The sequence below is a fragment of the Methylobacterium variabile genome (assembly GCF_001043975.1).
Taxonomy (GTDB): domain Bacteria; phylum Pseudomonadota; class Alphaproteobacteria; order Rhizobiales; family Beijerinckiaceae; genus Methylobacterium; species Methylobacterium variabile.
Map to the genome: position 1 here is coordinate 22,422 of NZ_LABY01000078.1, position 16,883 is coordinate 39,304.

14 protein-coding genes are annotated in these 16,883 nt (G+C 72.9%); 5 read left to right on the plus strand and 9 right to left on the minus strand.

Annotation, left to right across the window (positions count from 1 at the left end):
* The first annotated feature begins 300 nt into the window (after positions 1 to 300).
* The 4 genes from VQ02_RS12330 (at position 301) to VQ02_RS12345 (ending at position 3,102) form a co-directional block, all read left to right on the plus strand.
* Positions 301 to 780, plus strand: coding sequence for a hypothetical protein (locus tag VQ02_RS12330; RefSeq protein WP_157080601.1), 480 nt, complete (start codon positions 301 to 303; stop codon positions 778 to 780).
* Between the two features lie 126 nt (positions 781 to 906).
* Positions 907 to 1,671 (plus strand): histidine phosphatase family protein, encoded by a 765-nt coding sequence (locus VQ02_RS12335; protein ID WP_048444494.1) that lies wholly within the window; start codon positions 907 to 909, stop codon positions 1,669 to 1,671.
* A complete protein-coding gene (locus VQ02_RS12340; protein ID WP_048444495.1) occupies positions 1,668 to 2,588 on the plus strand; it encodes an NAD(P)H-hydrate dehydratase in 921 nt (306 codons plus the stop codon). The genes VQ02_RS12335 and VQ02_RS12340 overlap by 4 nt, the downstream gene beginning before the upstream one ends.
* Before the next feature lie 232 nt (positions 2,589 to 2,820).
* Entirely contained in the window at positions 2,821 to 3,102 is a 282-nt protein-coding gene (locus VQ02_RS12345) for a hypothetical protein (protein WP_048444506.1), read from the plus strand.
* Positions 3,103 to 3,109: 7 nt separating this feature from the next.
* Here VQ02_RS12345 and VQ02_RS12350 read toward each other — a convergent pair whose 3' ends face one another.
* The 7 genes from VQ02_RS12350 to VQ02_RS12380 form a co-directional block, all read right to left on the minus strand.
* Positions 3,110 to 3,811, minus strand: coding sequence for an alpha/beta fold hydrolase (locus VQ02_RS12350; protein WP_048444496.1), 702 nt, complete (start codon positions 3,809 to 3,811; stop codon positions 3,110 to 3,112).
* 52 nt (positions 3,812 to 3,863) lie between these two features.
* Positions 3,864 to 5,027 (minus strand): acyl-CoA dehydrogenase family protein, encoded by a 1,164-nt coding sequence (locus tag VQ02_RS12355; RefSeq protein ID WP_048444497.1) that lies wholly within the window; start codon positions 5,025 to 5,027, stop codon positions 3,864 to 3,866.
* Between the two features lie 213 nt (positions 5,028 to 5,240).
* Positions 5,241 to 7,199, minus strand: coding sequence for an acyltransferase family protein (locus tag VQ02_RS12360; RefSeq protein WP_048444498.1), 1,959 nt, complete (start codon positions 7,197 to 7,199; stop codon positions 5,241 to 5,243).
* Positions 7,200 to 7,572: 373 nt separating this feature from the next.
* Entirely contained in the window at positions 7,573 to 9,678 is a 2,106-nt protein-coding gene (locus tag VQ02_RS12365; protein WP_157080602.1) for a carbohydrate porin, read from the minus strand.
* Positions 9,679 to 9,823: 145 nt separating this feature from the next.
* A complete protein-coding gene (locus VQ02_RS12370; RefSeq protein ID WP_048444499.1) occupies positions 9,824 to 11,029 on the minus strand; it encodes a fumarylacetoacetate hydrolase family protein in 1,206 nt (401 codons plus the stop codon).
* A 208-nt stretch (positions 11,030 to 11,237) separates the two neighbouring features.
* Positions 11,238 to 12,740 carry a phosphomannomutase/phosphoglucomutase gene (locus VQ02_RS12375; RefSeq protein ID WP_048444500.1) on the minus strand — a complete coding sequence of 501 codons (1,503 nt, stop codon included), beginning with the start codon at positions 12,738 to 12,740 and terminating at the stop codon, positions 11,238 to 11,240.
* A 91-nt stretch (positions 12,741 to 12,831) separates the two neighbouring features.
* On the minus strand, positions 12,832 to 14,877 hold the full coding sequence (locus tag VQ02_RS12380; protein ID WP_083469182.1) for a putative bifunctional diguanylate cyclase/phosphodiesterase: 2,046 nt from the start codon (positions 14,875 to 14,877) through the stop codon (positions 12,832 to 12,834).
* Between the two features lie 146 nt (positions 14,878 to 15,023).
* Here VQ02_RS12380 and VQ02_RS12385 point away from each other — a divergent pair, with 146 nt between their 5' ends.
* The gene (locus VQ02_RS12385) at positions 15,024 to 15,290 is read left to right on the plus strand and encodes a hypothetical protein (protein WP_048444501.1); all 267 of its coding nucleotides are present in this window, start codon (positions 15,024 to 15,026) and stop codon (positions 15,288 to 15,290) included.
* Between the two features lie 82 nt (positions 15,291 to 15,372).
* Here VQ02_RS12385 and VQ02_RS12390 read toward each other — a convergent pair whose 3' ends face one another.
* Positions 15,373 to 16,332: a DMT family transporter gene (locus tag VQ02_RS12390; RefSeq protein WP_048444502.1), complete on the minus strand. Its 960-nt coding sequence runs from the start codon at positions 16,330 to 16,332 to the stop codon at positions 15,373 to 15,375.
* An 11-nt stretch (positions 16,333 to 16,343) separates the two neighbouring features.
* The coding region (locus VQ02_RS12395) for an ArsB/NhaD family transporter (protein ID WP_048444503.1) at positions 16,344 to 16,883 on the minus strand (540 nt) is incomplete at its 5' end.

Consider the following 16,883-nt stretch of genomic DNA (forward strand, 5'->3'; position numbering starts at 1 on the left):
TGGGCCCGCCCGCAGAGGGGCACTCTCCCCCGGAAGCATCCTCCCGGGTCGTCCCCGCGCCGACCTCGACCATCAGTCAAGCTTGGGCCCGCGGCACGTCCTGCCCACCTGTACAATTTAGAAATGATAGGGACTTACAGTTAAACAAATGCAAATATCGATAAAAATCAAATAAATCCTGCAATTCTGGAGGATACTATGTCGGACAACACCCTCATAAGCGGTACGTCGGAGAGCGATCCGGAACCGGCTTCGCTCGATGATGCCACGGACGCCGCCGGGGCCGGCGAGGACACCACTGTGGAAGTAACCGCGGAGGCCAGCACCGGCGAGGACACGGCCACCGTGTCGGTCGAAGCTCCCGTCAGCATGTTCCGGCCGACCATGCGCGATCCCACGGCATCGACGTCGGAGACGGGGCTGACCGTGCAGCCGAAGCCGCTGCTGTCCGGCTGCGACGCCGCGGACGACGGTCCGGACCCGGAGGCCGACCAGGCCCTGATCCTCGGCCCGTCGGAGGGGCAGGAGGGCGGCGACGCGCTGGCGGATCCGGTCCCGGGACCGACCGACGACTTGTCGGAGGCGCCGCCCCTCACCCCGAGCGACGATGTCGGCCTGATCGAGGGCACGAACATCTTCGGCGACCGGGCCGCGATGTGGTCGGGCAACCCGTCGGAGGTCGGGGCGGGCTACAGCCTCGACCCCCTGCCGCAGGAGGAGTGCCTGTGCGGCGAAACGGACCTGGCGATCGCCGGCGAGTCCTTGAGCCTCCCGGCCTGAGCCGCGCCGAGGACACGCCCCGGTCGCGGGCGGGTCCTGACCGCGCCGGAACCGAAGGTCTGCCGCTTGCGGACGGGCCCGCCTCCGCTACCTCCCGGGACCTTGGGATAGTCCCGGGGGGAATCGATGCAGCAGCGCTGGCCGGACCGGATCTGGATCGTGCGGCACGGCGAGAGCGCCGGCAACGTCGCCCGGGACGCCGCCCATGCGGCCGGGCACACCCACATCGACATCGCGGAGCGCGACGTCGACGTGCCCCTGAGCCCGCTCGGCGAGCGCCAGGCCGCGGCGGTGGGGCGCTGGTTCTCGGAGAAGCCGGCCTCCGAGCGGCCCGACGTGGTGCTGACCTCCCCCTACCGGCGGGCGGAGGCCACGGCCCGGCTGATCCGCGAGGCCGGCGGCGTCGCCGACCCGCTGCTCGGCTACGTCGCCGACGAGCGCCTGCGCGAGAAGGAGTTCGGCGTCCTCGACCGGCTCACCCGCGACGGCATCACCCAGCTCCATCCCGACCAGGCCGAGTTCCGGCGGCTGCTCGGCAAGTTCTACCACCGGCCGCCGGGCGGCGAGAGCTGGTGCGACGTGATCCTGCGGCTGCGCAGCGCCCTCGACACCGTCTCGCTGCATTACGGCGGCCGGCGCGTGCTGGTGGTCGGGCACCAGGTCGTGGTCCTGTGCCTGCGCTACCTGATCGAGGGCCTGACCGAGGACGAGATCCTGGCCATCGACCGGGAGGGCGACGTCGCCAACTGCGCGGTGACCGAGTACGCCTTCGACCCGAGCCGGGGCAGCAGCGGCAAGCTGGTGCTGCAGCGCTACAACTTCGTGGCGCCGCTGACGCGGGCCGGCGCCCCGGTGACGGCCGAGCCCGACGCCACGGGAGCGCCCCGATGACGCAAGAGGCAACGATCAGGCGGATCACCGCCGGGACCCTGCGCGGCCTTCCCCTGCCGGACCCGGCGGGCGGCAGCAAGGATGCCCGCGGCAGCGCCCTCGTGATCGCCGGCTCGGTCGAGGTGCCGGGCGCCGCGATCCTGGCCGGCACCGCGGCGCTCCGGGCCGGCGCCGGCAAGCTCCAGATGTCGATCGCTGCCGGCACGGCGCCGCACGCCGCGCTCGCGGTGCCGGAAGCGCTCGTGGTGCGCCTGCCCGAGGGCGAGGGCGGCCACGTCGATCACCGGGTCGCCGCCGAGGTGCTGCTGCCGCGCACCGAGCGGGCCGCCGCGGTGCTGATCGGCGCCGGCATGGCCTCGGGCGAGCCGACCAAGGCGCTGACCGCCGCCCTGCTGACCGGCCCGGCTACGGCGCCCTTCGTCCTCGACGCGGCAAGCATCGACGGCCTGTGCGATCACGCGCCGGCCGTGCGGGCCCGGGCGGGCCGGGTGGTGCTCACGCCGCATGCCGGCGAGATGGCGCGCTGCCTGGGCTGCACGCGCGACGCCGTCGAGGCCGACCCGCTCGGGGCGGCGCGCCGGGCCGTCGAGCTGCTCGGCGCCGTCGTGGTGATGAAGGGGGCGGAGACCTGGATCGTCGATCCGGCGGGCGACGTCTGGCACTATGCCGGCGGCGGCGCGGGGCTCGCCACCTCGGGCTCGGGCGACGTGCTCGCCGGCATCATCGTCGGGCTGCTGGCCCGCGGCACGCCGCCCGCCGAGGCGGCCGCCTGGGGCGTGTTCCTGCACGGCGAGGCGGGGCGGCGGCTCGGCCAGAGCTGCGGCCCGATCGGGTTCCTGGCGCGGGAGCTGCCGGCGGAGGTGCCGGGGCTGATGCGGGACGTCGCCGGAGGGACGATGCCGGAACCGGCGGCGTGACCGCCTCGCCGATCCTTGGAACACGGCCTGCCGCAAGGTATCATCGGCGCCATCCTTCTGGCCTTGCTTCAGTGGCGCAGCTGGGTCCGCTCTCACCCTCGGGCGCCCCGCTGAAGCAGAGGAGACCGGCGCGAGGGCCGCTCACGGGTTTCCCCGAGACAATCCTGTCGAGCCGGCGAACCCGGGTGCCGCCCGCGTGTTGGGAAGCGACCGCTTCCGCATGGACAGGCCGATGATCAGGACCGCCCTCACGCTCGCTCTCACTCTCGGCCTCACCGCCGCCGCCGAGGCCCAGACCGCCCGGGTGCCCCCGCCGAGCGACGCCGTCGGCGCGCCGGGCCCCGGCACCGAGACGCCTCCGCCCTCGGCGAGCCCGACGCGCAACCTGCCGGGCAACCCGAGCGGCACCTCCGTGCCCGGCACCACGCCCGGCGTCTGGATCGGCGGCAGCCCGACCGCGGGACCGCCCGGAACCGGCGGCACGGCGGGCGGGCCGGCGGTGGGGAATCGCTGACCCGGGCTCAGGCCTCCAGCCACGCCCGCAGCAGCGCACTCGTCGCGTCGGGCCGCTCGAGCGGCGGCAGGTGGCCGCATTCCGGCAGGACGTGCAGGCGCGAGCCGGCGATGCCCTGGTGGATCTCGCGGGCGAGCGCCGGCGGCGTCAGCAGATCGTCCGCGCCCACCGCCACCAGGGTCGGCACCCGGATCAGGCCAAGAGTCGGGCGGCTGTCGGGCCGGTCGAGGATCGCCCGCTGCTGGCGCAGGAAGGCCGCGCCGCCGACCCGCTCGGCCATCGCCTTCACGGCCTCGCCGACCGGCCCGTGCACGTGCGAGGCGTGGACGAGCTTCGGCAGCAGGCGCGTCGTGACGCCGGCGAAGCGGCCGACCTTGAGCTGGTCCATGCCCTGGCGCCGGGCGGCGGCGCGCTCGTCGCTCTCCGGCGCCGCGCCGGTGTCGAACAGGGCGAGGCGCGTCACGCGCTCGGGCGCCTGGCGCAGGATCTCGAAGGCGACGTAGCCGCCCATCGACAGGGCGACGAGCCCGAAGCGCGGCGGCGCCGCCGCGAGGGCGCGCCGCGCCATGGCCTCGACGCTGTCGTCGAGGGTCAGGTCCGCCACCGCGGCGGCGGCCCGGTCGGCGAGCGCGTCGATCGGGGCACGCCACAGCACCGCGTCGTTGAGGAGCCCGGGCAGGAACAGCAGCGGGACGAGATCCGTGGTCATGGCCGCCCCTATGGCCGGATCGGCGTCCCGGCGCCAGGGGCGGCGGAGGGCATCAATACGAGCGCGGCATGCCGAGCACGTGCTCGGCGATGTAGGACAGGATCAGGTTGGTGGAGATCGGCGCCACCTGGTACAGCTTGGTCTCGCGGAACTTGCGCTCGACGTCGTACTCCTCGGCGAAACCGAAGCCGCCGAAGGTCTGGATGCAGGCATTGGCCGCCTCGAACGAGGCGTCGGCGGCGAGCATCTTGGCCATGTTGGCCTCCGCGCCTGGATTCGCCCCTGCCTCGTAGAGGCGCAGGCCCTCCTGCACCATCAGCTCGGCGGCCCGCATGTTGGCGTAGGCCTTGGCGATCGGGAACTGGATCCCCTGGTTCTGGCCGATCGGCCGGCCGAACACCTGGCGCTCGCGGGCGTAAGCGGAGGCCTTGGCGATGAACCACTTGGCGTCGCCGATGCACTCGGCGGCGATCAGCAGCCGCTCGGCGTTCATGCCCGAGAGGATGTAGCGGAAGCCCTTGCCCTCCTCGCCGACCAGGTTCTCGGCCGGCACCTCCATGTTGTCGAAGAAGACCTCGCACGAGTTGTGGTTCATCATCGTGCGGATCGGCCGGATGGTCAGGCCGCGGCCGAGCACGCTGCGCATGTCGACGATGAAGGTCGAGAGGCCGTCGGTCTTCTTCGCCACCTGGTCGCGGGGCGTGGTGCGGGCGAGGAGCAGCATCAGGTCGGAATGCTCGGCCCGGCTGGTCCAGATCTTCTGGCCGTTGACGATGAAGCGGTCGCCCTCGCGCCGGGCGGTGGTGCGCAGGGCCGTGGTGTCGGTGCCGCTCGTCGGCTCGGTGACGCCGAAGGCCTGGAGCCGCAGGCGGCCGGCGGCGATCTCCGGCAGGTAGCGCTCCTTCTGCGCCGGCGTGCCGTGCCGCAGCACCGTGCCCATCGTGTACATCTGGGCGTGGCAGGCCGCACCGTTGCAGCCCGAGCGCTGCACCTCCTCGAGGATCGCGGCGGCCGCCGAGAGCGGCAGGCCGGAGCCGCCGTACTCCTCGGGGATCAGCACCGAGAGGTAGCCGGATTCGGTGAGCGCGTTGACGAACTCCGTCGGGTAGGCGCGCTCCGCGTCGAGGCGGCGCCAGTACTCATCGGGGAAGCGGGCGCAGAGCTTGGCGACCTCCTCGCGGATCTCGGGGTGCCGGAGGGCGTCGGTCTCGGTCATCGGGCGGTCTCCATCCTGCCCCGATGCCGCGCGGGCGCCGGGGCTCGTTGTCCGGTCGGGCCCGGCAGCACCGATCGCGGCCACGGACGCCCTCCCGGGCCGGGTCTAGCAGACCTCGCGGCCGCGGGCCTGCGGCGGCCGGCCGCGAGACCTGATGGACCGGCCCGGGTGCGCCCGGATGAGGGCCCCGCCGGCACCGCGGACCGCCGCCCGTCACGGCGCGCTCCCCATCGCGGTGGGCTGCGGGACGGCATGGCCGAACAGGCCCCCGGCGAGGAAGCGCTCGACCGCAGCCTCGGCGCCGGCCGTGGAGAAATGGCCGGTATCCGCGAACAGGAAGGTGTCGCCCCGGGCGTAGGCGCAGGCGGCCTGGCCGCACAGGAGCGCCAGCGGGTCGATGAAGGTCGCCAATCCGGCGACGGCCGCCCGGAGGCCGTCGTTCAGGCCCGGATCGATGGCCGGATGCCAGAGGCCGGCGGTCTCGGGCGGGTCGTGGCGCTGCCGGTAGGCCAGGAAGGCGGGATCGAGGGGGAATTCCGGCGACTGCCCGATGACGTGGACGCGGGCCCCGAGGGCGGCGACCCGCGCGACGGTCTCGCGCAGGTCGGGGAGGACGTGGTCGCGCTGCGCCCCCCAGCGGGCCGCCAGCACCACGTCCCGGATCCCGTGCCGGCGGATCAGCGCGAGGGCGTTCTCGTTGAAGGCGCGGCAATGCGGCACGACGTGAGAGGAGACGCCGAGGGTCGGCCGGCACCCCGCCGCCGTGTACTGGACCAGGTTGCCGGGCAGCCGGTCGGCGTGCCGGATCAGGCCGGGCACGTAGTGGGCCGCGAAGCTGTCGCCCCAGAGCAGGGCCAGGCCGTCCTTGCCGGCGGTCCGGGTGCAGGCGGCCGGGTCCCAGGCCTGCCAGGTCTGGTCGGCGAACAGGAAGCAGGTGCGGTGGTTCCAGGTCTCGGTGCCCGGCACCGGCCGGACCCGGAAGTCGGGGAAGCGTGAGGGCCAGCCGCCGCTCGCCGCCCCGGCCCATCCGAGGCCCGCCATCGCGAGGCTGGCGGCGAGCCCCGCGGCGAGGACCGGCCGGTGTGCCGGCGCGCGCGACGGCCGGGGCGACCGCTCGGGCGGGTGCCGGAACGGCTGCTCGACGAAGCGGTAGGAGAGGGCGCCGAGGAGCAGCGTCGCGGCGACCAGGGCGGCGATCTCGGGCGCGGTGAACGGGCGCATCAGCGCGATCCGGCTGAGCACGATCAGCGGCCAGTGCACGAGGTAGGCCGAGTAGGAGATCAGCCCCACGGCGACGAGGGGCGCGGCCGCGAGCAGGCAGGTGGCCGCGGCCCGGCGGCCCGGCGCCTCCCCCAGGCGAATGAGCAGGGCGGCGCCGAGGCAAGGGGGCAGCGCGCCGGCCCCGGGGAAGGGCGTCGTCTCGCCGTAGAGCAGGGCCGGCGCGAGGATCGCCGCGAGCCCGGCGAGGCCCGCGGCCTCGGCGACCACAGGCGCGGTGCCGCGCGCGGGACGGGGCGCCATCGCCAGGAGGGTGCCGACGAGGAGCTCCCAGGCCCGGGTCGGCAGCAGGTAGAAGTTCGCCGTCGGCGCGTAGCGGCCGGCATAGAGGCTGAGCCCGAACGAAAGCGCCGCGGCCGCCGCGAAGGGCAGCCAGAGCGGCCGCAGACGCAGCCGCAGGATCACGAGCAGCGACACCGGCAGGACGAGGTAGAACTGCTCCTCGACCGAGAGCGACCAGGTGTGCAGGAGCGGGCGGTAGAGCGCCGCGGCGTCGAAGTAGCCCGAGGAGCGCCAGAAATACAGGTTCGACACCGACAGGGAGGCGGCCGTGGCGCTGCGGGCGTAATCCTCGAGCTGCGGTGGCAGCAGGAGCCACCACGCCGCGAGCGAGGTGACGACCAGGGTCGCGAGGAGGGCCGGCAGAATGCGCCGGACGCGCCGGGCATAGAAGCCCGCGACCGTGATGCCGCCGCCCGCCGCCTCCCGCAGCAACCCGCGGGTGATGACGTAGCCGGAGATCACGAAGAAGACGTCGACCCCGACGAAGCCTCCCGGCATCCACGGAATCCCCGCATGATAAAGCACCACCGCCAGCACGGCGAAGGCGCGCAGACCGTCGATGTCTGGACGGTATCCGAATGCATCCTGTCGATTGCGCACGCCTGATCGCATGGCGAATGCCCTCGGACGACAGCCCCATATGAATTTTTTCCTGCAATAGGATTTATTCGTCCGCTCATTCAGCGGAAATTTGTCTCATATTTACTTCTTGCCGAATGGCGCCATCTGGGCGCTTATTGCGTGATGATAAGCGTTGCCGGAGCAGCATACACTACAGCCTTTTTTGTTAACTTGCCCTGCACGCGCGGCCCGGTCTTTCCTGCTGGCGCATTACGCTCTTTGCACGACCCGCTCCGAGGCGAACGGGGGATCCGTCGCCGTCCCTTGCGGGAACATCATCCGGAAGCGGCATCACCCCGGGCGACCGGTGCCGGCGACGATGCGAGGACGAGGGCCTGGGCAGCAGGGCGCCCTGCGGTTCCGCTCAGAAATCGGCGTGGATGCGCGTGCCGAAGAAGTTCGCCGGGCCCCGGTCGCGGTTGTAGGCCGGGTTGACCACCAGCTGGTAGTCGAACGAGACCGTCACCGCCTTGGTGAGGCTCAGCGCGTAGTAGGCCTCGAAGGCGCGCTCGGGCGCGTAGTTGAGGCGCCCGTCGCCGATCAGCAGGCCGAGGCCCCCATTGGCGAAGTAGGCCCGGTGCGCGGGCGACAGGCCGTTGACCGCGGCGCCGACGCCGACCGTGTCGCCCGGCCGCTCCCAGGCGGTGCCCTTGAGGGAGAAGCCGCCGGAGACGCTACGGTCGATGTCGGTGAAGGAGAGGCTCTCGTTGCGGCCGTCGGAGACGCTGGCCCGGGCGAACAGGCCGAGATCCGGGGTCAGGGCCTGCTCCAGGTTGATGTAGGCTCCGGTCTTGCGCCGGGGCCGGCGCGTCGCCGCGGCGGCGTCGTTGATGTCGTCGAAGGCGCCGCTCTGCGCCAGACCGATCACCTGGCGGTAATTGGCGGAATTGCCGACGTTGCTGAACAGGCCGAGGCGCAGCTTGCCCGGCTGGTTCAGCCCCGGGAGGACGTGGCGCCCCTCGAACTCGATGTTGGCGCCGGCCCGGTCGAAGATCCGGGGGTCGAGGACGTCGTTGGAGGGCTGCTTCGGCACCTGGGTGTAGGCGGCCCGGACGGCGAATTCCTGCCGGTTGTACTCCACCATCACGCCTTGCGTGAAGCCGGGGAGGTTGGCCGGGAAGTCCCAGGCCGAGGACGCCCAGAGCGACCAGTTCATGAAGTCGACGCGGGGGTCGTGGGCGTAGACGTTGCCGTCGAAGAAGTCGCCGAGGGCGAACTTGCCGGCCACCACCGTGATCCGCTCGATGTCGCGGGTCATCGCGACCTGGTTGACGCCGTCGGGCACGTCCTCGGTCGGCCCGCCGAGGCCGAAGGTCTGGCGGATGAAGTAGCGGTTCGAGCGCAGCTTCGGGAACGGCGCGCCGGCCTTCTGGGCCTCGCCGTTGACGAAGCCGGCGACCCCGAGGGTGCGCGACAGGCCGAAGCCCTGCGAGAATTCCGGGTTGTAGTAGAGTTCCGTGCTGTCGGTGAGCTTGAAGCCGAGGAAGAGCGTCGCGGTGGTGGTGGCCTGGGCCTGGTGCGGCACCAGGCTGTTCTCGCCGCGATAGGGCGAGCGGAAGCCCGGCACGCCCTGGTTCACGAAGGTGGTCTGGCCGTGGAGGGAGAAGCGGCCGGTGTCGCGGCTGCCCGGCGCGTCGTCGGCGACCTCCGCCGGCAGGGTCAGGCCGCCCGGGTACCAGGACAGGCGCGCCATCATCTGGTGCGACGAGAAGGCGGCCTGGGTCGAGACCGGGCCGAGGCCCGGCACGCTGCCGAGGTCGAAGCGGCCGGAGCGTCCGAGATCGACGTAGCGGTAGTCGAGGCCGAGCGCGAGGTTGGGGGTGATGGCGTACTGGACGCCGGCCCCGAGGGTGAAGCCGAGGAACGAGAGATCCTTGCGGGCGGTCGCGACCGCCCCCGTGGCGAGATCGGGATAGGTGGCGAGCACCCGGGCGCCGGCGCCGGCGAGCCCGAAGGTGGCGTAGACGAGGTAGTTCTCGAACGAGTAGCCGAGGCGGCCCCGAACCGCGCCGTAGAGATTGGTCTTGTCGCGGATCACGCTGAAGGGCGGGTCCACGGTCTCGTAGCCGAAGCCGACGGCCGTCGAGGGCACCGGCCGCTTCAGGTTGGCGCCGTAGAGGTCGGCCTCGATTCCGTAGAGGTACGGGCCATACTGCCAGTTGTAGCCGCCGAACAGGCCGCCGACCGCGGTGGTGGCCTCGCGGCCGGCATCCGAGCGCCGGGTCGAGTCGCCGCTCTGGAAGACGGGGATCGGCCGGCCGCCGACGGTGCTCGGCCCGAAGCTGTAATTGCCAAACGAGGCCCCGGCACTGCCCTCTATGCCAAGATAGGGGCCGGACCAGTCGACGTAGGCGGGCGCCGGAGCGGCTGTGGGGAGTGACGGTGCGGTGGGCGTCCGCAGGTCGGCGGCGGCGGCCCCCGCGATGCCGGCGCAGAGGCCCAGCGCCGCCCCGAATCCCGCTCCGCCCATCCGCCGCATCGCCACTCCCCCGTGCCGTAACGGTGGCCAGGTATAGCAATGGCTATATTGCTGGCAACCGGTCACGCTTGTCCGGACGAGGGGTCCACGGTTTCCGTGACAGGATTGTCACGGCTCAAGGCCCGGCGCGGGGTTTTCAGCCCCCGAGCAGCCCGCGGGCGGCGAGGTTGCGCATCAGGGCGGCGGCCCCGAAGGTCCAGGGCTCGCAATCCTGGCAGTGGCGCATGCGGTTGACCAGCGCCCCGAGGGCCGGGCTGCGGATGACCACCCGATCGCCGACCTTGTGGGTGAAGCCCTGGCCCGGCGCGCCCCGGTCCTCGACCGGCGCGAACATCGTGCCGAGGAAGAGCACCGCGCCGTCCGGGTACTGGTGGTTCCCGCCCATCATGGCGGCGACGAGGTCGGCCGGGTCGCGGCTGATCTCGGAGAGCGGCGAGGTGCCGGCCAGCCGGAACCCGTCCTCGCCCATCACCTCGAGGCCGACGACGGTGCGCCGGACATGGTCGAGGGAGAAGCCGTCATCGAACAGGCGCAGGAACGGCCCCAGGGCGCAGGAGGCGGCGTTGTCCTTGGCCTTGCCGAGGAGCAGCGCCGAGCGGCCCTCGAAGTCGCGCAGGTTGACGTCGTTGCCGAGGGTCGCCCCGACGATGCGCTGGTCCGAGGCGACGACGAGGGCCACCTCGGGCTCCGGATTGTTCCACTGCGAGCCCGGATGCAGGCCCGCATCCTGGCCGCAGCCGACCGAGGAGAGGGGCTGCGCCTTGGTGAAGATCTCGGCGTCCGGGCCGATGCCGACCTCGAGGTACTGGCTCCAGGCGCCTTGCGCCACCAGCACCGCCTTCAGCGCCATCGCCTCGGCCGAGCCGGGCTTGAGCCGGCGCAGGTCGTCGCCGACGAGGCGGCCGACCTCGAGGCGGATCGCCGCCGCGGCGTCCGGGTTGCCCCGGGCCCGCTCCTCGATCACCCGCTCCAGCATCGAGACCGCGAAGGTGACGCCGGCGGCCTTGACCGCCTGGAGGTCGATCGGGGCGAGGAGCCAGGGCCGCGACGGGTCGCGGGTCTCGGGCGGCGTGTTGGCCAGCACCGCGTCGAGCGGACCGACCGGCTCGCCCTCGGCCGCGCGCAGGGCGGCGGCCGGATCGGGCGTCTCGCACAGGTCGCGGATGGTCGGGAAGGCGCGGCTGATGTCGACGAGTTCCGGGGCGCCGTCGGCGCCCGGCCGCACCGCGACGGTGCTCGGGCCGTTCAGCTCCGGCCGCCAGACGCGGCCCACGAGGGCGCCGGCGCAGCCGTCCTCCGGCAGGATGGCGCGGGCGTCGTAAGCGTCGAGAATCGGCTGCATGTCAGGTCTCCTCCCGGGATCCGGCGCCCGTTCGGCGGGCGCGCGACCTGGCAGAGACCTAGGCCGAACGGCTGCGGCGGGGAAGCGTCCTGCGCGCGGGTCTCGTTCGACGAATCCGGCACCCTCCTCGACATCCCGGGACCGCGCAATGGAGCCCGGGCACGACGATGGAGGGTGTCAGGTCCCGGCGATCGCGTCGGGCGGCAGCTCAGATCGTCTGGTTGTAGGCGCCGACCTGGGGGTTCTCCCGCAGCACCGCGTCGACCGCCCGGAACATCTCCTCGAGCCGCGCCCGCGACACCGGGCTCTCGACCACCACCACCAGCTCCGGCTTGTTCGAGGAGGCCCGCACCAGCCCCCAGGTGCCGTCCGCGGTCGACACCCGCACGCCGTTGACCGTGACGAGGTCGGTGATCGCGGCGCCGCCCAACGCCTCGCCGCGCGCGTGCATGTCCTGGAAGCGCGCGGTCACCCGCTCGACGACGCCGTACTTCTCCTCGTCGGCGCAGTGCGGCGACATCGTCGGCGAGCCGAAGGTGGTGGGCAGGGCCGCGTAGAGCTGCGACAGGATCTTGCCGGGGTTGCGGTCGAGCATCTCCAGCACCGCGATCGCGGTCAGGAGGCCATCGTCGTAGCCGCGCCCGACCGGCGCGTTGAAGAAGAAGTGGCCCGACTTCTCGAACCCGGCCAGCGCCTGCAGCTCGTTCACGCGCCGCTTGATGTAGGAGTGGCCGGTCTTCCAGTAATCGGTCTCGACGCCGCGCGCCTTCAGCTCCGGGTCGGAGGCGAAGAGACCCGTCGACTTCACGTCGACGACGAAGCGGGCATTCGGGTGCTGGAGCGAGAGGTCGCGGGCGAGCATCACCCCGACCTTGTCGGCGAAGATCTCGTGGCCCTGCTCGTCGACGACGCCGCAGCGGTCGCCGTCGCCGTCGAAGCCGAGGCCCACGTCGGCGCCGGTCGCCGTCACGGTGTCGGCGATGGCGTGCAGCATCGCCATGTCCTCGGGGTTGGGGTTGTAGCGCGGGAAGGTGGCGTCGGCCTCGACGTCGAGGGGCACCACCTCGCAGCCGAGGCGCTCGAGCAGCGCCGGGGCGAAGGCACCCGCCGTGCCGTTGCCGCACGCGGCCACCACCTTGAGGCGGCGGGTGAGGGGCTTGGCGCGGGAGACCAGATCATCGAGGTAGACCTGGGCGAAGTCCGGCACGAACTGGTAGGCGCCCCCGTCGCGGTACCGGAACGCCCCGGACAGCACGATCTCCTTGAGGCGACCCATCTCGGCGGGGCCGAAGGTCATCGGGCGCTCGGCGCCCATCTTCACGCCGGTCCAGCCGTTGTCGTTGTGCGAGGCGGTGACCATCGCGACGCAGGGGCAGTCGAGGGCGAACTGGCCGAAATAGGCCATCGGCGACAGGCAGAGGCCGATATCCTTCACCCGCAGGCCCGCGGCCTGCATCCCGGCGATCAGCGCGAGCTTGATCGAGGCCGAGTAGGCGCGGAAATCGTGGCCGGTGACGATGTCGGGGCGCACGCCGAGCTCGTGGACCAGGGTGCCGAGGCCGAGGCCCAGCGCCTGGACGCCCATCAGGTTGAGGTCCTTCGGAAACAGCCAGCGGGCGTCGTACTCGCGAAAGCCGGTCGGTGCGACGAGCGGCAGGGCCTCGAACGCGAAGGTGTTGGGGGTGAGCGCGGCGTGAGGCGTGGGGAACATGGTCGGCCTTTCGCGGGCGGTTCGGTTGAGTCGGGTGCGGGATCGCCGAGATTAGCCCGACGGATCGCCGCGCGCAGGTGCTTCGAACGATTCAGGCCGCGTCCGGCCGGCAGGCGAGCACGCGGCGGAGCGCCTCGTCGGCCGGCACGGGCCGGCCGAGATGGTAGCCCTGCAGGAACGGGCAGCCGAGGGCCCGGAGCGTGGCGAGGTCTTCGGCGGTCTCCACCCCCTCGGCCACGACCTCAAGGCCCAGCGCCCGGCCGAGGCCGAGCACGGCCTGCACCAGCCCGCGCTTGTCGTCGGAGGTCGACAGGCCGGTGACGAGGCTGCGGTCGATCTTGACCCGGCCGGCCCGCAGCTGCCGCAGGGAGGCCAGCGACGAGTAGCCGATGCCGAAATCGTCCAGGGCGACCCCGATCCCGGCGCGGGAGAGGGCGAGGAGCTTGCCCTGCACCGCCTCGATGTCGAGGGCGGTCTCCTCGGTGATCTCGATCTCGAGGAGGCACGGGGGCAGGCCGAGCGCCCGCAGGCGGTCCAGCACGATCTCGTCCACCGGGATCTGCGCCATCTCCCGCGGCGAGACGTTCATCGCCACCCGGATGTCGGGGATGCCGGCCGCCCGCAGGGCCTGCATCGCGGCGCAGACCTGCTCGAGGATGAAGCGCAGCAGCGATTCGGTCAGGCCGGCCCGGGCGGCGGCGGCGACGATCTCCCCCGGCGGGACCCAGCCGTGGACCGGGTGGCGCCAGCGCACCAGCGCCTCCAGGCCGGCGACGCGGCCGCCGCCCTCGGCGAAGATCGGCTGGAACCAGACCTCGAGGCCGCGCTCGGCCAGGGCGTGGGAGAGGTCGCGCTCGCTGTCGCGACGCATCTCGAGGCGGCCGCGCAGGCCCTCGTCGAAGACACGGAAGCGGTTCCGCCCGGCGGCCTTGGCGGCGTAGAGCGCCTCGTCGGCGCAGCTCAGCATCTGGGTCAGGCTCGGGCCGTGGGCGTGGCAGAGGCCGACGCTGACGCCGAGGCGGCCGGCATCGAAGGTCTCGAACGGCTCGACCACCGCCCGGATCAGCGCCGCCGCCAGGTCGGCAGGCTGCGATCCCGCGGGCTGCGACCCGGCCAGCGGCGGGGCGGCGCAGGGATCGTACAGGACCGCGAACTCGTCGCCGCCGAACCGGGCCGCCAGCGCCTCCGGCGGCAGGCTCCGGCGCAGGCGCCGCGCCACCTCGACCAGGACCCGGTCGCCGGTGGAGTGGCCGTAGACGTCGTTGACCGACTTGAAGCCGTCGAGGTCGAGCAGCATCAGGCAGGGCGCCGGCCCCGGGGCGAGGAGGCGCTGCTCCGCAGCCTGAGCGAAGCCGGCCCGGTTCATGAGCCCGGTGAGGCCGTCATGGGTGGCGCGGCGGCGCATCTCGTCGGCGAGCGCGCTGGCGCCGGCATGGGCCTCCTGGCGTGCCTGCGCCAGGGCGGTGGCCTCGTTCTTCAGGCGGCTGGTGCGGCGAAAGCCCCGCTCGGTCTCGACGGCGCTGCGCAGGAGCGCCGCGAGGTAGAGGAGCACCGTGACGGCGAGGCAGGCGCGATCGAACCCGCCGGCCCAGATCAGGCAGCCCGCCACGGTCAGGAGCGGCGGGGCGATGAAGCTCGCGGGAATCGCCGCGTATGCCATGCCGTGGGTGACGGCGCCGGCGGTGATGCCGCACAGGACGACGAGGTAGAACAGGGTCTGGGGCGAGGTGTAGCCCTCGCACAGGAGCGCCACCAGGGCCCAGACCACCCCCGACAGGAAGGCCGCCAGGGTGGCGAGGCGCAGGTGCCGGTCGACGGAGCGGGCGGCGGCCCGCGCCTGCTCGGGGGGCGCCACCTCGGGAAGCGCCAGGCCGGGGCAGGGCGCGCGGCACAGGCCGATGCGGGTGAGGTTGACGACCGAGGAGACCGCGAACCAGGCGAGCCCGGCGCGCCCTTGACCGGCCTGGAAGGCGACCAGGGCGCCGATCGCGCCGAGGAGCGCGTTGACCGGTATCGCCTGCTGGACGCTGCGGCGCAGGGATTCGAGCTGGTCGCGCCGGATCGTCGGGCACAGATCCGGGCCCGCGCCCTCGGGGCGCGTGTCGGAGCCTGGCCCTCGGCTGCCTGATCCTGACATGTCACCTCGGCAGGTCGATGCCGCTGCCCTAACAGCACCGGGTAAAGAATCGTTGACGCCCGCCGGGTCAAGCCGCCTCGCGTCCCCGGCCCGGGAACGGCCCCCGAGCCTGGCTGTTTATCTCGGCATCACTCCGGAGGAGCAGCATGAGGATCGTGGCGAAGGCGTCGGTGGTGGCAATCGTGACGCTGATGGGAATCGGCGCGGCGGAGGCCAAGGGCTGCATCAAGGGCGCGATCATCGGCGGCATCGCCGGGCACTACCTGGCGGAGCGCGGGGTGGTGGGCGCCGTGGCGGGCTGCCTCGCCGGCCGGGCGCTGGCCAAGCGGCGGGCCCAGCGCGACATCGATTACGGCTCCCGGGTGCGCTCCCGCGACGCCGGCTACGGCCCGCGCCGGAGCTACAGCTACTGAGGACGGCGCGGCGGAGCGCCCGGCGCCCCGTAAGGGCGGCCGGGCTCCCGCGGCGCCTCCGCCCCGGAGCGGGACCGGCCCGTCAGAACCAGGAGATCAGCACGATCCCGCCGACCATCAGGGCGGCGCCGAGGAGACGGGGCGGCCCGGCCGCAACCCGGCGCAGGCCGAGCCAGCCGAAATGGTCGAGCGCCACCGAGGTGAGCAGGTTGGCGGTGATGAGCAGGCCGTTGAGGGCGCCGGCCCCGATCTTGTCGACGAACAGGAGGCCGGCGAACACCGCGACCGCCCCGGTGAGGCCGGCGAGCGGCATCCACCAGCGCAGGCCCGCGAGGTCCGCCCGGCTCGGCAACGGCGACGGCCGGAGCAGGAAGATCAGCGCGAAGGCGAACACGACGGGCAGGAACGAGACGGTGGCGGCGAGCCACGGATTGACCAAGGCGCCGCGCAGCTGCGCGTTCCAGACCACGCCGACCGCCATCAGGGCGCCCGCCCCGAGGATGAACGGGTAGAGCAGCTTGCCGCCGACGCCGCCGCCGCTGTGCCCGCCACCGGCCTTCCCTTCATCGGTCTTGCCGCCGTCGGTCTTGCCGCCCGTGCGGGCGATGAACACCACGCCGACCGCCATCAGCAGGCCGCCGAGCCAGGGCAGCGGCTTGAAGCCGGCGGCCTGGAGCCCGAACAGCCCGAGGGCGTCCATGGCGAGCGAGGTGACGATGTTGGCGGTCAGCGTCAGGCCGTTGAACGGCCCGGCCCCGACCTTGTCGATGAAGGCCAGCCCCCCGAAGACCGCGACCGCGCCGGCCAAGCCCCCGAGGGGGGCGTACCACGGCATGCGCCCGAGGCCGTCGAGGGTCGGCAGCGGCGTCGGCATCACCAGGAACAGCGTCACGAACACGAAGACGATCGGCAGGAACGAGACGGTGGCGGCGAGCCAGGGATTGACCATCCGGCCGCGCAGCTGCGCGTTCATCGCGTTGCCGAGGGCCTGAAGCGCACCGGCCAGCAGGATGAAGGGCGTGAGGAGAGCGGCGACGGTCACGGGCGAGCCTTTCAGACGAGGAGGAGGCCGGCGAGCGCGAGCCCGAGGGCCGGCGGCATCACCAGGGCACCGAGCTTGAGGAAGCCCCAGACGCTCACGTCCTGGCCCTCGCGCCGGATCGCGGTGAGCCACAGGATGGTGGCGAGCGATCCCGTAACCGAGAGGTTGGGCCCGAGATCGACGCCGATCAGCACCGCGCCCGCGACGGTCTCGGGCACGTGCGCCGTCTGCACCGCCGCCCCGGCGATCAGGCCGGCCGGCAGGTTGTTGACGAGGTTGCAGGCCACCGCGATCAGCGCGGCGGCGCCCCAGGCGGTCTCGGCCGGCGCAGCCGCGGCGGCGCGCTGCAGGATCCCGGCGATCATCGCCATCACGCCGGTCTTCTCCAAGGCCTCGACCAGCACGAACAGGCCGGCCACCAGGGGCAGCACGCTCCAGGACACGTCCTTCACGACCTCCACGGCGCCGCGGCCCCGGCGCAGGAGCAGCACGACGAGCGTGGTGGCCAGGCCGGCCGCGAAGGTCGGCAGGCCGAGGTCGCGGCCATAGGC